The 15,975-nt window shown below is 72.5% G+C and carries 12 protein-coding genes and 1 pseudogene; 8 read left to right on the top strand and 5 right to left on the bottom strand.

All coding sequences use genetic code 11. The annotated features are described in order from the left end of the window. Nucleotides 1-85: 85 nt before the first annotated feature. Nucleotides 86-970 (bottom strand): class I SAM-dependent methyltransferase, encoded by an 885-nt coding sequence (locus tag ACFWR9_RS25590; RefSeq protein WP_383846110.1) that lies wholly within the window; start codon nucleotides 968-970, stop codon nucleotides 86-88. Nucleotides 971-1,257: 287 nt separating this feature from the next. Here ACFWR9_RS25590 and ACFWR9_RS25585 point away from each other — a divergent pair, with 287 nt between their 5' ends. Further along, nucleotides 1,258-2,361 carry an acyltransferase gene (locus tag ACFWR9_RS25585; protein ID WP_383846204.1) on the top strand — a complete coding sequence of 368 codons (1,104 nt, stop codon included), beginning with the start codon at nucleotides 1,258-1,260 and terminating at the stop codon, nucleotides 2,359-2,361. A gap of 154 nt (nucleotides 2,362-2,515) precedes the next feature. On the opposite strand, the gene ACFWR9_RS25580 is transcribed toward ACFWR9_RS25585, so the two are convergent. Continuing rightward, on the bottom strand, nucleotides 2,516-3,871 hold the full coding sequence (locus ACFWR9_RS25580; RefSeq protein ID WP_383846108.1) for a polysialyltransferase family glycosyltransferase: 1,356 nt from the start codon (nucleotides 3,869-3,871) through the stop codon (nucleotides 2,516-2,518). Between the two features lie 39 nt (nucleotides 3,872-3,910). Further along, nucleotides 3,911-4,876 carry a glycosyltransferase family 2 protein gene (locus tag ACFWR9_RS25575; protein WP_383846106.1) on the bottom strand — a complete coding sequence of 322 codons (966 nt, stop codon included), beginning with the start codon at nucleotides 4,874-4,876 and terminating at the stop codon, nucleotides 3,911-3,913. A 139-nt stretch (nucleotides 4,877-5,015) separates the two neighbouring features. Between ACFWR9_RS25575 and ACFWR9_RS25570 the strand changes: the two are divergent. Beyond that, nucleotides 5,016-5,255 (top strand): annotated as a pseudogene (locus ACFWR9_RS25570) (hypothetical protein); the annotation flags it as partial. Between the two features lie 156 nt (nucleotides 5,256-5,411). Here ACFWR9_RS25570 and ACFWR9_RS25565 read toward each other — a convergent pair. Both ACFWR9_RS25565 and ACFWR9_RS25560 read right to left on the bottom strand, forming a co-directional pair. After that, nucleotides 5,412-6,746, bottom strand: coding sequence for a polysialyltransferase family glycosyltransferase (locus ACFWR9_RS25565; protein WP_383846104.1), 1,335 nt, complete (start codon nucleotides 6,744-6,746; stop codon nucleotides 5,412-5,414). After that, nucleotides 6,743-7,732 (bottom strand): glycosyltransferase family 2 protein, encoded by a 990-nt coding sequence (locus tag ACFWR9_RS25560; protein WP_383846102.1) that lies wholly within the window; start codon nucleotides 7,730-7,732, stop codon nucleotides 6,743-6,745. Before ACFWR9_RS25560 ends, ACFWR9_RS25565 begins: the two co-directional genes overlap by 4 nt. A gap of 198 nt (nucleotides 7,733-7,930) precedes the next feature. On the opposite strand from ACFWR9_RS25560, the gene ACFWR9_RS25555 reads away from it, so the two are divergent. The 6 genes from ACFWR9_RS25555 to ACFWR9_RS25530 all read left to right on the top strand — a co-directional run bounded on the left by ACFWR9_RS25555 (nucleotide 7,931) and on the right by ACFWR9_RS25530 (nucleotide 15,869). Next, a complete protein-coding gene (locus ACFWR9_RS25555; RefSeq protein WP_383846100.1) occupies nucleotides 7,931-9,259 on the top strand; it encodes a DUF6716 putative glycosyltransferase in 1,329 nt (442 codons plus the stop codon). A gap of 479 nt (nucleotides 9,260-9,738) precedes the next feature. Beyond that, nucleotides 9,739-11,076, top strand: coding sequence for a cytidylyltransferase domain-containing protein (locus ACFWR9_RS25550; protein WP_383846098.1), 1,338 nt, complete (start codon nucleotides 9,739-9,741; stop codon nucleotides 11,074-11,076). A gap of 12 nt (nucleotides 11,077-11,088) precedes the next feature. After that, complete coding sequence (locus ACFWR9_RS25545; RefSeq protein WP_383846096.1) at nucleotides 11,089-12,027, top strand: N-acetylneuraminate synthase family protein; 939 nt, start codon at nucleotides 11,089-11,091, stop codon at nucleotides 12,025-12,027. Between the two features lie 71 nt (nucleotides 12,028-12,098). Next, a complete protein-coding gene (locus tag ACFWR9_RS25540; protein ID WP_383846094.1) occupies nucleotides 12,099-13,172 on the top strand; it encodes a hypothetical protein in 1,074 nt (357 codons plus the stop codon). Between the two features lie 269 nt (nucleotides 13,173-13,441). Continuing rightward, complete coding sequence (locus tag ACFWR9_RS25535; RefSeq protein WP_383846202.1) at nucleotides 13,442-14,680, top strand: M20 family metallopeptidase; 1,239 nt, start codon at nucleotides 13,442-13,444, stop codon at nucleotides 14,678-14,680. Nucleotides 14,681-14,828: 148 nt separating this feature from the next. Then, on the top strand, nucleotides 14,829-15,869 hold the full coding sequence (locus ACFWR9_RS25530) for a BMP family protein (RefSeq protein WP_383846092.1): 1,041 nt from the start codon (nucleotides 14,829-14,831) through the stop codon (nucleotides 15,867-15,869). The last annotated feature ends 106 nt before the right edge of the window (nucleotides 15,870-15,975 follow it).

The following is a 15,975-nucleotide window of genomic DNA, read 5'->3' as shown; positions in this document are numbered from 1 at the left end:
CCGCGGTTCAGGGCATGGATCATCACTCGTCCGGGGTGCTCGTGAACGAGGTGGACGGGTACGTCGGCGCGTCCCGGGTCGGTGCTCAGGACGCCCGCAGGAAGGCGGAGTGGGCCGCCCTGCCCAGGTAGGTGAAGCGCGTGCCGGCCTTGAGGTGGTCGTCCAGGGCCTCCTTGATGCCCGGCCAGCTCGGGTCGCCGTAGTCGTCCAGGACGACGACCGCGCCGGGCGCGGCGATCTCCTCGGCCCACTGGAGGTCCCGGCGGACCCCCTTCGCCGAGTGGTCGCCGTCGACGACGATCACGCCGTAGGCGCGGTCCGAGACGGCGGCCCGGGTGTCGGGGTCCTCGGAGTAGCCGCGCCGGATCCGGGCTCCCGCGCCCGCCCGGCCTGCGAGGGCGAGGTTGGTGCGCACGGCGTGCTCGTCGACCGGGGTGCCCGTCGGGTCGGGGCGCACGGTGGTGCCGGGCTGGAGCTGCACACCGGCGAAAGGGTCCACGATGGTCAGGCTCGGGCTGCGCCCGTCGCGCTCCAGCATCCGGACGAGGCCGGTGGAGAACATGCCGTACAGCGTCCCTATCTCCAGGATCTCGTCGTTCGGCGGATCGAGCAGCGGGACGGTGGCGAGCTTGCCGCAGATGTTCATGGTGCCGCCCGCGATCCGGCCCACGCCCAGCGACTCCAGCGCGATCAGGAGCCGGTAGGCGGTCGTGATGTTGCGGGTGGCCGCTCCACGGCCGCCGGACAGCGCCGCGACCTCGGCGCGCAGCCGCTCCAGCGGGCCCTCCGCCAGCACCCGGGACAGGCCCCGGCCGTCCGCGCCGAGCAGCACGTCGCAGGTCAGCCGGTGGGGAGTGGCCTCCCGGACCGCCGCGCGCACCCGACGGTCGATGCGCTGGTCGATCAGATCCGTCACGGGACGCAGCAGACGCCGGGAGACCGGACTGCGGAGCAGGGAACGGCTGTTCATGGGCCAACGACCTCAATCCGTCACGGAGGTGCACGTGGGTACGCGGAACGCCAGTGGGGTGGGTGTGGCCAGACTAGGGAGGTCCCCGGCCGGACGCGCCGCCTCCGAACGGGCCGCCGGGAGAACTTCTGCGGAACTCCGGACGACCGCCGGATGACGTCTCCCGCCGTTCACCGGAAGGTCACGCGCAGGTGGCCGATGTTCATCAGGCACGGCTTCCCGCTGTTCGCGGCGCCCTCATAGCCTGCACCGATGTCCCCGCGCGTCCTACCCGGGAGTGACCACCCATCGCCGCCGAGCCCCTGACCGCCGTTGACTCCGTACGCCCCCCTGCCCCCGCCGCCGAGACGCGAGCCCCGCGGGCCCGGGGGGAGCACCGGTACGACCTCGACCTCGTCCGCGTCCTGGCCTCGGTCGGGGTCATCGTCTGCCACGCCGCGGGCGAACTCATGAAGGCCGTGGACCGTACCCCCGAGGGCGGCGGGCCCGTCTACTGGACCGCCCTCGCCGGGGACGCGCTGAGCCGGTGCGCCGTCCCGCTGTTCTTCGCGATCGCCGGGTGGGTCGTGCTGAGCGGCGCACCGCCCCGTGACGACGGCCAGGTCCGCAAGCGGCTGACCCGCATCGTCGTGCCGATGGCCGTGTGGACCGTCGTCTACCTGCTCTGGGACTGGGTGCGGGACGCCCACACCGACCCCGTGCGCGAACTCGCCCTGAACGCGGTGTTCGGCTCCGTCCGGCCCGCCTTCCACCTCTGGTACCTGTACGCCTACGTCCCCGTGATCCTGCTGCTGTCGGTTGCCGTCCTGGTCAGGGCCGGCAAACGGCCCTGGGGCGCGGGTGCCGCGCTGCTCGGCCTCGCCCTCGCCCCGACCCTCCTCGGCGACCTCGGGCGCCTCCTCAACGTCCGGGTCCCGCCCTTCGCCTGGCAGTTCGGCGTCTACCAGATCGTGTACGCCGTCGCCGGGGCCGTCCTGCTCTCGCTGCCGGGCTCCGCCGTCGCCGGCCGGGGACGACGGCTGCTGTGGCTGGCCGGCGGGCTGTGCGCGTGGGCCGCGGTGGCCGTCTACGAGCACCGGGTGCACTTCCCGGGGCCGTACGCCTCGCTCGTGGTGGCGCTGCTGGCGGGGACCGTGCTGATGGCCCTCAACCGGATCAGGGTGCCCGAGCGGCTGCGCCCACTGCTGGGCCGGCTCGCCGGCGCCTCCTTCGGGGCCTACCTGGTCCACCTGATGTTCCTGGAGGCGCTCGCCCCGCGCGTGGTCTCCGCGGACGCGGGCTGGGCGGGCGCCGTGGCCGGGCTCGCCGGGCTGACGGTGGCGACGGTCGTGCTGTCGTTCGCCGCCGCCCTGCTGTGGACGCGGCTGCGGCTGGGCCGCTGGCTGGGCTGATCGGCGGGGGCCGCGACGGCGGCCGGAGTGGTCCGCTGCCCGGAGCCGTTGGCGCCCGTACGGCCGCGCGCCGGCCCCGGCCGCGCCGGTGCGTCCGGCGGAGGTTGCCGGGGCGGCCGAGCCGCGGCGGGTGCAGCCCGCGGCCCGGCCGCTGTCACTTCTTCCCGGCGCCGCGCCGTACCGCCCTGCGCACCACGCGCCGGGCCCGCCGCACCTGGAGCTTCGCGCGCAACTGCGGACGGCTGCCGGGCAGGCCCAGCTCGGTCAGCCGCAGTTCGGGGAAGTAGTAGGCGGGGGTGGCGGCCGGCCGGGCGCGCAGCCACACCTCGGTCGGCTCCCGCAGGTCCGCGTACGTCTTGGGCTGCATGCAGAAGCCGATCGCCCGCACCAGCGGTGACAGCGACTCGGGTGCCGCGCCGACGAGGGCCGGCTCCTCGCCGCGCTCCAGGTCGGGCAGCAGATGGTCGACGACGGCCAGCGGCACCCGGTTGCTGTTCGGGTACGGCTTGAGCCGCTCCATCACCAGCGCCGTCCCGACCCGGGCGACGGGCACGTCGTAGTAGGCGGAGGCGGTCACCATCGCCGTCGAGAAACAGCCGACGACCAGTTCGGGCGCGCAGTGGTCGTACAGCGTCTCGGCCAGCAGGGGCGCGTCCAGCACGGTGAGCCGGACGCCCGCGTCCGCCGCCGCCTTGCTGAGGGCCGCCGTGTAGCCGGCGGGGGCCGTCGGGTGCGGCTTGAAGACCACGGAGCGGTGCCCGGCCCGCGCGGCCCCGGTGAGCATCCGGACGTGGAGGTCCTCCTCCTCAGGCGCGGTGAGGATGTTGATCGCCGCCAGGTACTGGCCGAGCAGAACGGCGGTGGGCTTCTCCCGGATCACGGGCGCCAGTTCGGGGTCGTCCGCCGCGTCCCGGGAGATCTCGTCGAGCACGGCGCGGAACGCCTCGTCGGGGACGATCTCGGGCTCGACGCCGTACTCGGACAGCAGCAGGGGACGCAGCCCCGGGATCAGGTCCAGGTGGAGGAGGCGCCGGACGCGGCTCGCGATGGTCAGCGGCAGCTTCTCGCGGGTCGGGCCGTAGCTCATCAGGCCGTCGGCGTACACGTGGACGGCGCTCTCGGAGAAGATCGCCGCGAGCGCGCGGGAAGGGTTGACCTGGATCGACTCGACCGCCAGCTCGATCAGGTCCCGCTCGCCGATGCCCCAGGCGAGCCGGAAGGCCTTCTGCCACAGTGCCGTGTCGTTTCCGCGCGGGCCCCAGGCGCTGGGGTGGTGCGGGCGGATCGCCTCGTTCCAGCTGACGACGGAGTCGAACCGCGCGGATATCCGCTCGTACCCGTGCATCTCGTCCAGCCGCAGCGCGGTCTCGGGTATCGCGGCGTTGTTCGAGACCAGCAGCACCCGCCGGGCGCCGTCGCGCGGCCCGAACAGGCCCGCGTCGAGCGCCGCGGCGAGGGTGGCCGCTCCGTAGAGGGTGGAGACCTGGAAGATCTGGGTCCTGTGAGGCATGGGAGTCTCGTGGGACGTGGAAGTCTCGTGGGGCATGGGTCAGGCAGCCTTCCGCCCGTCACGCAGGCGGCCGAGCAACCTGCTCCGAGTGCTGTCGATGGTCCTGAGGGTCTCCTCCAGGACGTGCTGGGGCATGCGGTGGAGGGCGTCCCGCGCCTCGCGCCGCAGCCGCTGGGCCGCCGAGGCCTCGTACTCGTTCACCTTGCCGATGTGGAAGGCGATCATGGCGCAGTACGTCCGTACCGCCTTCGGCAGGAAGCGCTCGGCCTCCGGGTCCCGCAGCAGGTCCTGGAGCAGCATGTCGTAGGCCGGGATGAAGTCCAGCTGCCGGGAGTCCTTGATCTGGGTCAGCGAGGTGGCGACACCGCGCCGGTAGAACACGCCGTGCAGACCGACGGACGCGTACGAGCGGGCCTTCAGGTGCAGACGCCAGATCCACAACCGGTCCTCGGCGGTGCGCAGTTCGGTCGCGAAGCGCATCCCGCCGTCGGCGAAGAGGTGCCGACGGTAGATCCCCGCCCAGACGAAGGGGTAGTCCACCATCGTCTCCATGTGCGGCGGCGCGATGCCGTCGCGCGGGTCCATCACGGTGTTGCGCACGGGCGCCGGCGGCCGCTTGATCACCCGCTCGGTGCCGGTGGCCTGCACGTGGTCGGTGCGGGCGAAGTCGCAGCCCAACTCGTCGACGCTGCGCACGAGTTCGGCCAGGTAGTCCGGCCCGTACCAGTCGTCGCCGTCGAGGAACGTGACGTACTCGCCCCGGGCCGCGTCGATTCCGCTGTTGCGGGCCTGCGCTATGCCCCGGTTGGTCTCGTGCCGGATCACCCGGGTGTCGGAGCGTCGCTCCGCCCAGCGGTCGACCGTCCATGACGTGGAGTCCGTGGAGCAGTCGTCGACGAGCAGGAACTCGAAGTCCGGGTCCGCGTTGTTGGCGAGACTTCGCAGAGTGCTCTCGGCGAAGGTCTCCACATTGTGCATGGGGACGACGACGGACAGTTTCGGCACGCGGGCCTCTCACGCTCGAAGGTCGGGGATTGGAACAGGTTAACGACGCTCCCGAATCCGCCGGTGTCCAATCGGGCGCGGAAAGGCGAACTCCGTTCGCGGTGGAAGTGAATTCTTGGTGATTCACGCCGTGATTCACGCCGGGGCGTGGGCGGCGCGCAAGCGGGAGCTGACGCCCGAATTGTCGGCCCGGTGGGCGGGAGCGATCACCAAGGCGACGCACGACCAGTGGGCACTGGCCCGCCGTAGCGCCCGCGCCCACATCCAGTCCCTGGAGACGGGGGTCCGGGTGCTGCGGCACCGGCTGTCGCTGCTCGTCGGGCAGAAGGGCAGCAGGCGGGCTCCGGGTGGTTACCACAGCAGGCGGGAGTGGCATGCCATGCGCTCCACGCTTCTCCGGCCGGAGCCCGAATGCGCCGCAGACCAACGCTTGGCGGGTGGCCTCCGGGCGGACGCCGGGTGAACCCTCGCCCTCCCGGGGAGGTCCGTCACCCCCGCACGGCGGGCTGACGCCCTGTGGGGGCTTCCGCCACCCTCACCGCCCCGTCGACCGCCGAATCGCCCGCGCCCGGCGCACCACCCTCCGGGCAGTCGAGTTGTGCGGCAGGAAGCCCAGGCGGGACGGGATGCCGCCGGGGAGGCCCAGGGAGGTCAGGCGGCGTTTCTTGAAGTAGCGCCAGGTGTGGGTGGTCAGGTTCGCGCGCAGGTAGTCCTCGGCCGCGGGGCGCAGCTCCGGCAGGACCTTCGGCTGCATCGCGAAGCCGACGGCCCGCAGCAGCGCGGTGAGCGCCTCGATGTCCGTGCCGGGTCGACCGGCGGCCACCGCTGCGGCGTCCGACAGGTCCGGCAGCAGCGCGTCCACGAGGGTGGCGGGGACGCGGTTGCTGTTCTCGTACGGCGTCAGCCGGTCCAGCAGCGTCTCGGTGCCGACCCGGGCCACCGGCAGGCCGTACAGCGTGGACGCGGTGAGCAGCGCCGTGGAGAAGCAGCCGACGACCAGCGCCGGGCGGGTCCGCTGGAACAGCACCTCGGCGAGTACCGGCGTCTCCACCACGCTCAGCTCGACGCCGAGCTTCCCGGCCTCCCGCTCCAGGGTGTGGGTGAAGCGGGCCGGGGCGGTCGGGTGGGCCTTGAACACCACGCGGGTGTGCCCGAGGGCCGCCGCGCCGGTCAGCATCCGCACGTGCAGGTGCTCCTCCTCCTCGGCGGACAGCACGCCCAGCGCCGACAGGTACTGGCCGAGCAGCACCGCGGGCCGCTCCAGGTCCGGCAGACCCGCGCCGGTCTCCGCCAGTTCCGCCAGCACCTTGGTGAACGCCGGGGTCGGCACGATCTCGGGCTCGACGTCGAACTCCGTCAGCAGCAGCGGCACGAGTCCCGGCACCAGGTCCAGGTGGAGCAGCCGTTCGACGCGCGTGCCGACCAGCGGGGCCAGCTTGGTGCGGGTGGGCCCGTAGCTCATCAGCCCGTCCGCGTAGACGGTCAGCGGCGCGTCGGTGAAGATCTGCGCCACGCCGAGCGCGGGGTGCACCTGGATCGACTCCACGGCCAGCGCCACGTCGTCGTCCCCGATGCCCCAGGCCAGCCGCAGATGCCGCTCCCACATGGGTACGTCGTCCAGCCGCGGCGACCAGCCGCCGGGATGGAAGGGGAAGATCGCCTCGTTCCACGACACCACGTCGTCGAACCGGTCGCGCAGCCGCTCGAACCCCGGCATCCGGTCGACGGACGGGGTCGTCTCGGGCGTCGCCGCGTTGTTGGAGACCAGCAGGATCCGCCGGTCGGCCGAGGCGAAGCAGCCGGTGTCCAGGGCCGCCGCGAGCGTGGCCGTGCCGTACAGCGTCGACGCCAGGAAGATCTGCGTGGTCACGCCGCCGCCCCCGTTCCCGGCCGGCCCGCAGCCGCGTGGCGACGCAGCCGGCGCAGCCGCGTGGCGCGCTCGGCGTCCATCGAACCCAGCGCCCGGTCGAGCGCGTCCTGCGGCATCCGCCGCAGCGCCGCCGCGCTCATCTCCTTGAGTTTGCGCGCCACGGCAGGCTCGAACCTTTCGATGGAACCGAGATGGTGGGAAATGATCGCGCAGTACGTCCGCACGGCCTTGGGCAGCAGCAACTCCGCGTCCGTGTCACCCGCCGCCCCCGCGACGACCTCGTCGAACGCGCGGATGAAGTCGAGCTGACGGACGTCACCGATCTGGGTGAGCGAGGACGCCACCCCGCGCCGGTAGAAGGCACCGAGCAGCCCGGTCACCGCGAAGGAGTCCGCCTCCCGGTGCAGCTTCCAGATCCACGGCCGGTCCTCGGCCGTGCGCAGCCCGTCGGTGAAGTGCAGCAGCCCCCGCTCGGCCAGCCGCCGGTGGTAGATCCCCGCCCACGCGTAGGCGTAGTCGACGGAGGTCGTGCGGTGCGCGGGCAGGATCGCGTCGCGCGGACGCAGCGCCACGTTGCGCCGGCCGTGCGGAACCCGGTGCAGCGTGCGGGCCCGCCCGGTGCACTGCACGTGGTCCGTGCGGACGAAGTCGACGTCGAGGCCCTCGATCGCGGCCACCAGCCGGGCGCAGTGGCCCGGCGCCAGCCAGTCGTCGCCGTCCAGGAAGGTGACGTACTCGCCGCGCGCCCGGTCGATGCCGGTGTTGCGGGCGGTCGCCAGGCCGCCGTTCTTCTCGTGTATGACCAGCACCGCCCCCGGCAGCTCGCGCTCGGCACGGGCGAGGAGGTCCACGGTCCCGTCGGTCGAGCAGTCGTCGACGAGAATGAATTCGAAGTCGTCCCGCGCGTTTGCGCGCAGACTCCGCAGGGTGTCTGGTGCGTACTGCCGAACGTTGTAGAACGGCACGATGACGGAGAGCTTGGGCACGTGAGCGACGTTATGCGCCGGCCCGGCATTCGGCTTTACCGCCGCCTTGATGTGAGGTGAACGCGGCGTGGCGAAGCAGTGAAGCGAACATTTTTACGGATGCCGGGCGAGCTGATTCCCCTATCGGCGATGTGCTGTTCACCATTTGTTGGATTCCGGTTGGGCGGTTCCTAGAAATGGCTTCCTAGCGTCTACGACGTGCCAGCAAGTGCAACGAAGGCCCTGCGAGTCGCCGTCCTGGCGGACTCCGACACCCGGTGGAAATGGGGCGCGCTCACCGCGACCCGGATCTCCCCCGCGGACACGGACATCCGCCTCGACGGCTACCTCCTGCGCGGCCGAGCCACCCCCACCGCCCGCCAGCTGCGGGAAGTCGGCGTCACCGCGGACTCGCTCCGCGAGGTGACCGCCGTCGAGTTCCTGCGCGCCATGGAGGCGGCGAGGGGCGAGGAGTCCTACGACGTCCTCGTCCTCGCCCTGGTAGGCGGCGGCGTCCAGGCGATGCTGCACGGACTCGGCCGCGCCTGGCGGGACCGCGCGGACCGGCCCGTGGTCGTCACCGGTTACGTCGGCGTCGTCTACGAGAAGCTCGCCGACGGCCTGCTGCTGCGTCACGGCGCCGACCTCGTCCTCGCCAACTCCCGCCAGGACGCGGAGCGTTTCCGGGAGGTGTACGAGGGGGTGGGCGCCGACGCCTCGGCGGTGACCGAGGTCGCCCTGCCCTTCCTGGGCGGCGCCACCTACGCGGGCGAACCCGCCGGCGCGGACCGCCCCTACACGGTCGTCTTCGCCGCCCAGCCCTCCGTGCCGGACAGCCGCAAGGACCGTACGTACCTCCTCGAACGGCTGATCCGGCACGCCCGCAGGCACCCCGAGCGCGAGGTACTGCTCAAGCTGCGCTCCAAGCCCGGCGAGCACACCACGCACATCGAGGAGCTGCCCTACCAGAAGCTGGTGCAGCGGGCCGACCCGCCGCCCAACTTCCGCCTGGTCTACGGGCACATGGGCGAGGTCCTGGACCGTACCGACCTGCTGGTCACCATCAGCTCCACCGCGGCCCTCGAATCCCTGCACCGCCGCATCCCGACGGTCGTGCTCACCGACCTCGGCGTGCGCGAGGCCCTCGGCAACCACCACTTCGTCGGCTCCGGCTGCCTCGCCTCCTGGGACCAGCTCGACGAGGGCCACCGCCCGGCACCCGACGCCGAGTGGGTCGCCCGGCAGGGCGTCGCCGCAGACGGCGAGTACGCGACCGCCTTCGACGAGGCCCGCGACCGCATCGCCGCCCTGCGCGGCGCCCTGCCCCCGCTCGCCCCGTACTACACACCGGTCACCGCCCCCGGCTACCTGCCCGGCATCCTCGCCCGCCACCACCTCGCCCCCGACGGCACCCGGCTCCCCGGCACCCCGGCCGCCGACCGCGAGCCCGGCCCCGTCCGCCAGGTGGTCCGCCGCGCGGCCCGCGGCGCCTACCGACACGGCGTCCAACGAGTGGCCCCGGTAATCCGCCGCATGGGGGACCTGTGACCACCCCCGCCCCCGGGCCCGCCCCGACACTCGCCCCCGGCTCGATGCCGGGGCTCGCCTCGGCACCCGGGTCTGCCCCGGTGCCTGGGCCTGGCCCGATATCGGGGCTCGCCTTGACAGCCGGTTGTGCCCCGGCGCCTGGGTCCGCCCCGGCTCCCGTACCCGGCCGGGCCTCCGTGCCCGGCTCGATGCCGGGGCTCGCCTCGGCACCCGGGTCTGCCCCGGTGCCTGAGCCTGGCCCGATATCGGGGTTCGCCTTGACAGCCGGTTGTGCCCCGGCGCCTGGGTCCGCCCCGGCTCCCGTACCCGGCCCGGCTCCCGTACCTGGCCCGGATCCCGTACCTGGCCCGGAACCCGTACCCGGCCCGGCCCCCGTGCCCGCCCCGGCGCCTCGGCCCAACGTCACCCCTGGGCCGGACCCGACCCTGGCCCCCCGAACCCCCACGTCCCCCCAGCCCCCTGCGCAAGGAGCAGACCCCATGTCCAACCCGGAAGCGGGCCAGGGTGCTTCGGTGCGCCGGGTGCTCGCGGTGATTCCCGCGCGCGGTGGCTCCAAGGGAGTGCCCGCGAAGAACCTCGCCCCCGTCGGCGGCGTCCCGCTCGTGGCCCGCGCGGTGCGGGAATGCCGGGCCGCCCGACTCGTGACGGACGTCGTCGTGTCCACCGACGACCAGACCATCGCCGCGGCGGCCCGCGAGGCCGGCGCCGAGGTCGTGCTGCGGCCCGCCGCCATCGCCGGGGACACGGCCACCTCCGAGGCCGCCGTGCTGCACGCCATGGACGCCCACGAGGCCCTGCACGCCGCCGCCGTCGACGTGGTGCTGCTCGTGCAGTGCACCAGCCCCTTCATCGTCCGCGAGGACATCGACGGGGTGGCCGGCGCGGTCGCCGAGGCCGGCGCCGACACCGCGGTCACCGTGGCACCGTTCCACGGCTTCGTGTGGCGCGACGGCGGGAACGAGAGCGAAGGTGCCGACGGCCCCGACGGCGGCTACGGCGTCAACCACGACAAGTCGTACCGCCCCCGCCGCCAGGACCGCCCCCAGGACCTGCTGGAGACCGGCGCCGCCTACGCCATGGCCGCCCCCGGCTTCCGCAAGCACGGGCACCGCTTCTTCGGCCGCACCGAACTGGTCCGCACCGACCCGGCCCGCGTCCTGGAGATCGACGACCCGCACGACCTGGCCCGCGCCCGCGCCCTGGCACCGCACTTCGACGCCGCCCGGCCCGGCGCCCTCGCTGCCGTTCCTCCCACCCGCCTCCCCGCAGCACACGACATCGACGCGGTCGTCCTCGACTTCGACGGCACCCAGACCGACGACCGGGTGCTGATCGACTCCGACGGACGGGAGTTCGTCTCCGTGCACCGCGGCGACGGACTCGGCATCGCGGCCCTGCGCCGCAGCGGCCTGACGATGCTGATCCTGTCCACGGAGGTGAACCCGGTCGTCGCCGCCCGCGCGCGCAAGCTCAAGCTCCCCGTGCTGCACGGCATCGACCGCAAGGACCTCGCGCTCAAGCAGTGGTGCGAGGAACAGGGCATCGCACCCGAACGCGTGCTCTACGTCGGCAACGACGTCAACGACCTCCCGTGCTTCGCCCTCGTCGGCTGGCCCGTGGCGGTCGCCAGCGCCCACGACGCCGTACGCGGCGCGGCCCGCGCGGTCACCACCGTCCCCGGCGGTGACGGCGCCATCCGGGAGATCGCGAGCTGGCTCCTCGGCCCCTCGCTCGACTCCCACGACTCCCACACCACCCCCGACTCCCACACCACCCCCGACTCGCTCGAATCCCCCACGATCACCCAGTCCAAGTAAGGAACCGCTGCCATGAGCACCAACTCCCGCATCCGCACCTTCGGCACCCGCGAGGCCGGCCCCGGTCGCCCCGTCTACGTCACCGGTGAGATCGGCATCAACCACAACGGCGACATCGAGAACGCCTTCAAGCTGATCGACGCCGCCGCCGACGCCGGCTGCGACGCCGTCAAGTTCCAGAAGCGCACCCCCGAGATCTGCACCCCGCGCGACCAGTGGGACATCGAGCGGGACACCCCCTGGGGCCGGATGACGTACATCGACTACCGCCACCGCGTGGAGTTCGGCGAGGACGAGTACCGCCAGATCGACGAGTACTGCAGGACCAAGAACATCGCCTGGTTCGCCTCCCCGTGGGACACCGAGGCCGTCGCCTTCCTGGAGAAGTTCGACGTCCCCGCCCACAAGGTCGCCTCCGCGTCGCTGACCGACGACGAGCTGCTGCGCGCCCTGCGCGCCACCGGCCGCACCGTCATCCTCTCCACCGGCATGTCCACCCCGCGGCAGATCCGCCACGCGGTCGAGGTCCTGGGCAGCGACAACATCCTCATGTGCCACGCCACGTCGACGTACCCGGCGCAGGCCGAGGAGCTCAACCTCCGCGTCATCCACACCCTCCAGCAGGAGTACCCGAACGTCCCGATCGGCTACTCCGGCCACGAGACCGGTCTGCAGACCACCCTCGCCGCCGTCGCCCTCGGCGCCGCCTTCGTCGAGCGCCACATCACCCTCGACCGCGCCATGTGGGGCTCCGACCAGGCCGCCTCCGTCGAGCCGCAGGGCCTGACCCGCCTGGTGCGCGACATCCGCACCATCGAGGCCTCCCTCGGCGACGGCGTGAAGAAGGTCTACGAGTCCGAGCTGGGCCCGATGAAGAAGCTGCGCCGCGTCACCGGTGCCGTCGCCGAGGCGGAGATCGCCGACGCCGCGGGCGAGCCCGTCACCGTCTGACACCAGGCCCACCGTCTGACACCAGGCTCCACCACCCCACAAGGCCCTCACCACGGGACGGTCGTACGCCGATGAGCCCCCGCGCCGGGAATGCCGGCCCCCGCACTCTCGCCTTCGTCGAGAGCCCGGTACAACTGCTGAACGTGCTGGAGTGGGCGCACACCCGCGCACCCGGCGCGGAGCTCACCCTCGTGGTGCTGTCCCCCGTGGACCCGATGACCCGCGGTCAGCTGCGCCGCATGGCCGAACTGGCCCGCAAGGAGGGCCACACGATCCGCTGGGAGGAGGCCCGGGGCGGTGCCACGGCACCCTTCCGCACCGTGGGCGGCCTCACCACCGCCCTGCGCCAGGCCGAACGGGTCGTGATGGGCGACCCCTTCTCCCGCTACGTCCAACTGCTCCTGACCATCACCCGCGCCCACGACCTCGTCGTCGTCGACGACGGCACGGCCACGATGGAGTTCGTCACCCAGCTCGCCCAGGGCGAACGCCTGGTCCGCTGGCACCGCAAGGGCAGCCGGCCCGGCCCGCGCGACCTGCTCTTCGCGCCCGTCTCCCGGTCCGCCCGGCACCGCCTGACCCCGACCCCCGACCGGCAGGTCTCGGTCTTCTCCTCCATGCCGATCGAGGACGTCCCGGACGGCGTCACCGTCACCGCGAACGACTTCGTCTGGACCCGCGCCCGCTTCGGCCCGCCGCGCATCACCAAGGGCGCCGACATGGTCGGCACCTCCCTGGTCGAGACGGGTGTCGTCGACTCCGACCGCTACCTGGACGCCGTACGCGGCCTGGCGAAGGCCCACGGGGCGGCCCGCTACTTCGCCCACCGCCGCGAGAGCGCCGAGAAGCTGCACCGGCTGGCCGTGGAGACGGGCCTGCAGATCGTCCGCCCCGACCTCCCCCTGGAGCTGATCGCCCGCCGCGGCCCGATCGGCCGAACGGTCCTCAGTTTCCCCTCCACCGTCGTCCACACCCTGCCGCTGGCCCTGGCCGGCACGGAGGTCCGCGTCGCGGTCTGCGACATCGACCCCGCCTGGCTCACCCAGCACGCCTCACCGCGGGCGCGGGGCTTTCTGTCCGGGGTCACGGGTTCGGCCCGGGACGTCCACCGGCTGTCGGCGGTGGTGGTGGCGAGCGCGGGGTAGGCGGTCCGCGTCCGAACCTGCGTTCGGGTTCGAGTCTTCTCGCGTGAACGGTCCAGCGTGGCTCAGCCGTACCGTGGTATGCGTGAGAGAAGCAAGTGAACAGGAAAGACGGAGCCGGGTGCCGAGGCCAGAAGCGGGTGAGTGTACCCACCCCCGTTGAGAGCCATGCGCCGAGTGGCCAACTTTCTTCGCCTAACGGGCTGAAATTTTGTTGATCGTGGGACAGTTGACCACCCCGGCGTCCTACCCTTCAGAGGGTGAAGCAACTGATGTCCCGTGAGACCGAGGCCGATCCGTCAGGGGAAGCGCAACTTCCCGGTGCGTTGCCGGAGGCGTTGCGCGCAGAACTCGTGGCCTTCCGCCGCGACCTGCACATGCACCCCGAGCTGGGCAACCAGGAGTTCCGCACCACCGCCGCGATCAAGGAACGGCTCGAACGGGCCGGCCTCAAGCCGCGCGTGCTTCCGGTAGGGACCGGGCTCGTCTGCGACATCGGCACCAACACCGACTCGGGACAGTGGGCCGGCGGGCCGCGCATGCTCGCCCTGCGGGCCGACATCGACGCCCTGCCCATCCCGGACACCAAGAACGAGTGCGCCTACCGCTCACGGGTGCCGGACCGCGCCCACGCCTGCGGGCACGACGTGCACACCACCGTCGTCCTCGGCACCGGACTCGTCCTCGCCGCGCTGCACGAGCGGGGTCTGCTGCCCCGGCCGGTGCGGCTGGTCTTCCAGCCCGCGGAGGAGGTGCTGCCCGGCGGCGCCGCCGACGCCATCGAGGGCGGCGCGCTGGACGGGGTGCGCCGGATCCTGGCCGTGCACTGCGACCCCCGGGTGGACGCCGGGCGGATCGGGCTGCGGGTGGGGCCCATCACCTCCGCCTGCGACCGGCTGGAGATCGCCCTCAACGGACCCGGCGGCCACACCGCCCGCCCGCACCTGACCACCGACCTGGTCACCGCCGCCGCGCGCGTGGTCACCGACGTGCCCTCGCTCGTCGCCCGGCGCGTGGACAGCCGCAGCGGCCTCGCCCTGACCTGGGGCCGGGTCGAGTCCGGCCACGCTCCGAACGTCATCCCGCAGCACGCCGAACTCGCCGGGACGGTCCGCTGCCTCGACCTCGACGCCTGGCGCCAGGCACCCGACCTGGTGGTGGGCGCCATCGACGAGATCGCCAACCTGTACCGGGCGAAGTCCGAGATCACCTACGTGCGGGGCGTGCCGCCGGTCGTCAACGAGGTGACCAGCGTCGAACTCCTCCAGACCGCCATGATCGCCCGGCTCGGCACGGACTCCGTGGAGAGCACCGAGCAGAGCCTCGGCGGCGAGGACTTCTCCTGGTACCTGGAGCGCGTGCCCGGCGCCATGGCCCGCCTCGGCGTCCGCCCGCCCGGCGAGCGCACCGTCCGCGACCTGCACCAAGGCGACTTCGACGTGGACGAGAGCGCCATCACCGTCGGCGTGGAGATGTTCACCGCGGCGGCGCTCATCGACGCCGTCACCTGAGCGTCGCGGTCGTTCACAGGGTCGTAACCGGCCAGCGGCACGAATGGGTAACGGCCCTGCGGAACCCCGTTCCCAGGAGTTTCTACGCGCGTTAATCTGCGCCGAACCGAGCGCCCGCTGCGGGGCTTTGGAGAATGGGGAACTTCAGATGCGTCGGATATCGAGACTGACCCGCGTCGCGGTGGGGGCCGCGTCGCTCGCACTCGCCGCCACGGCCTGCGGAGGCACCAGCAGCGACAGCGGCGACGGCAAGGAGGACAAGGGCCTCGCCATCGCGTACGACATCGGCGGCAAGGGCGACCAGTCCTTCAACGACGCCGCGTACGCCGGTCTGGAGCGGGCGAAGAAGGAGTTCGGCTACAAGACCGCCGACATCGAGCCCACCGACGGTGAGACGGACGCCGACAAGGAACAGCGTCTGACCTCCCTGGCCAAGCAGGGCTACAACCCCGTCATCGGCGTCGGCTTCGCCTACGGCCCGGCGATGAAGGCGGTCGCCTCGAAGTACCCGGACACCACCTTCGGCATCGTCGACTCGGTGGTCGAGGGCAAGAACGTGGCGTCCCTCGTCTTCGCCGAGAACGAGGCCTCCTACCTCGCCGGCGTCGCCGCCGCCAAGGCCACCAAGACCAGGACGGTCGGTTTCGTGGGCGGCGTGGACATCCCGCTGATCCACAAGTTCGAGGCCGGCTACAAGCAGGGCGTCCAGGACACCGACCCCAAGATCAAGGTCATCTCGCAGTACCTGACGCAGACCGCCGAGGAAGGCGGCTTCTCCAGCCCGGACAAGGGCCGCGCGGCCGCCGAGGGCCAGATCGAGAAGAAGGCCGACGTCGTCTACCAGGCGGCCGGTCTGTCCGGACAGGGCGTGATCGAGGCGGCCGCCAAGGCGAAGGTCTGGGCGATCGGCGTCGACTCGGACCAGTACGAGCAGGAGGCCCTCGCGGCCTACAAGGACTACATCCTGACCTCCGCCCTCAAGGACATCGACGGCGCGGTCCTCGCCCTGGCCAAGTCCGTCGAGGACGACAAGCCGCTGGCCGGCACCCACACCTTCGACCTGAAGTCGGACGGGGTGGGCCTGTCCGACAGCAACCCGAAGTTCGCCGAGATCCCGGGCGCCCAGGACGCCGTGGCCAAGGCCAAGGCGGGCATCATCGACGGCTCGATCAAGGTGAAGACCGAGTAGCCGGCACGGCACCTCGTGAAGCGGGCGGGCGCCCCGGGCGCCCGCCCCCTTCGGCATGCCCCGACCGGGCTCCGGGCGCAGCCCGCGGCGTCACCCTCCGTTTGCG

Source organism: Streptomyces sp. NPDC058534 (genome assembly GCF_042717365.1).
Lineage (GTDB): Bacteria > Actinomycetota > Actinomycetes > Streptomycetales > Streptomycetaceae > Streptomyces.
This window is presented reverse-complemented; position numbering and strand designations above follow the sequence as displayed.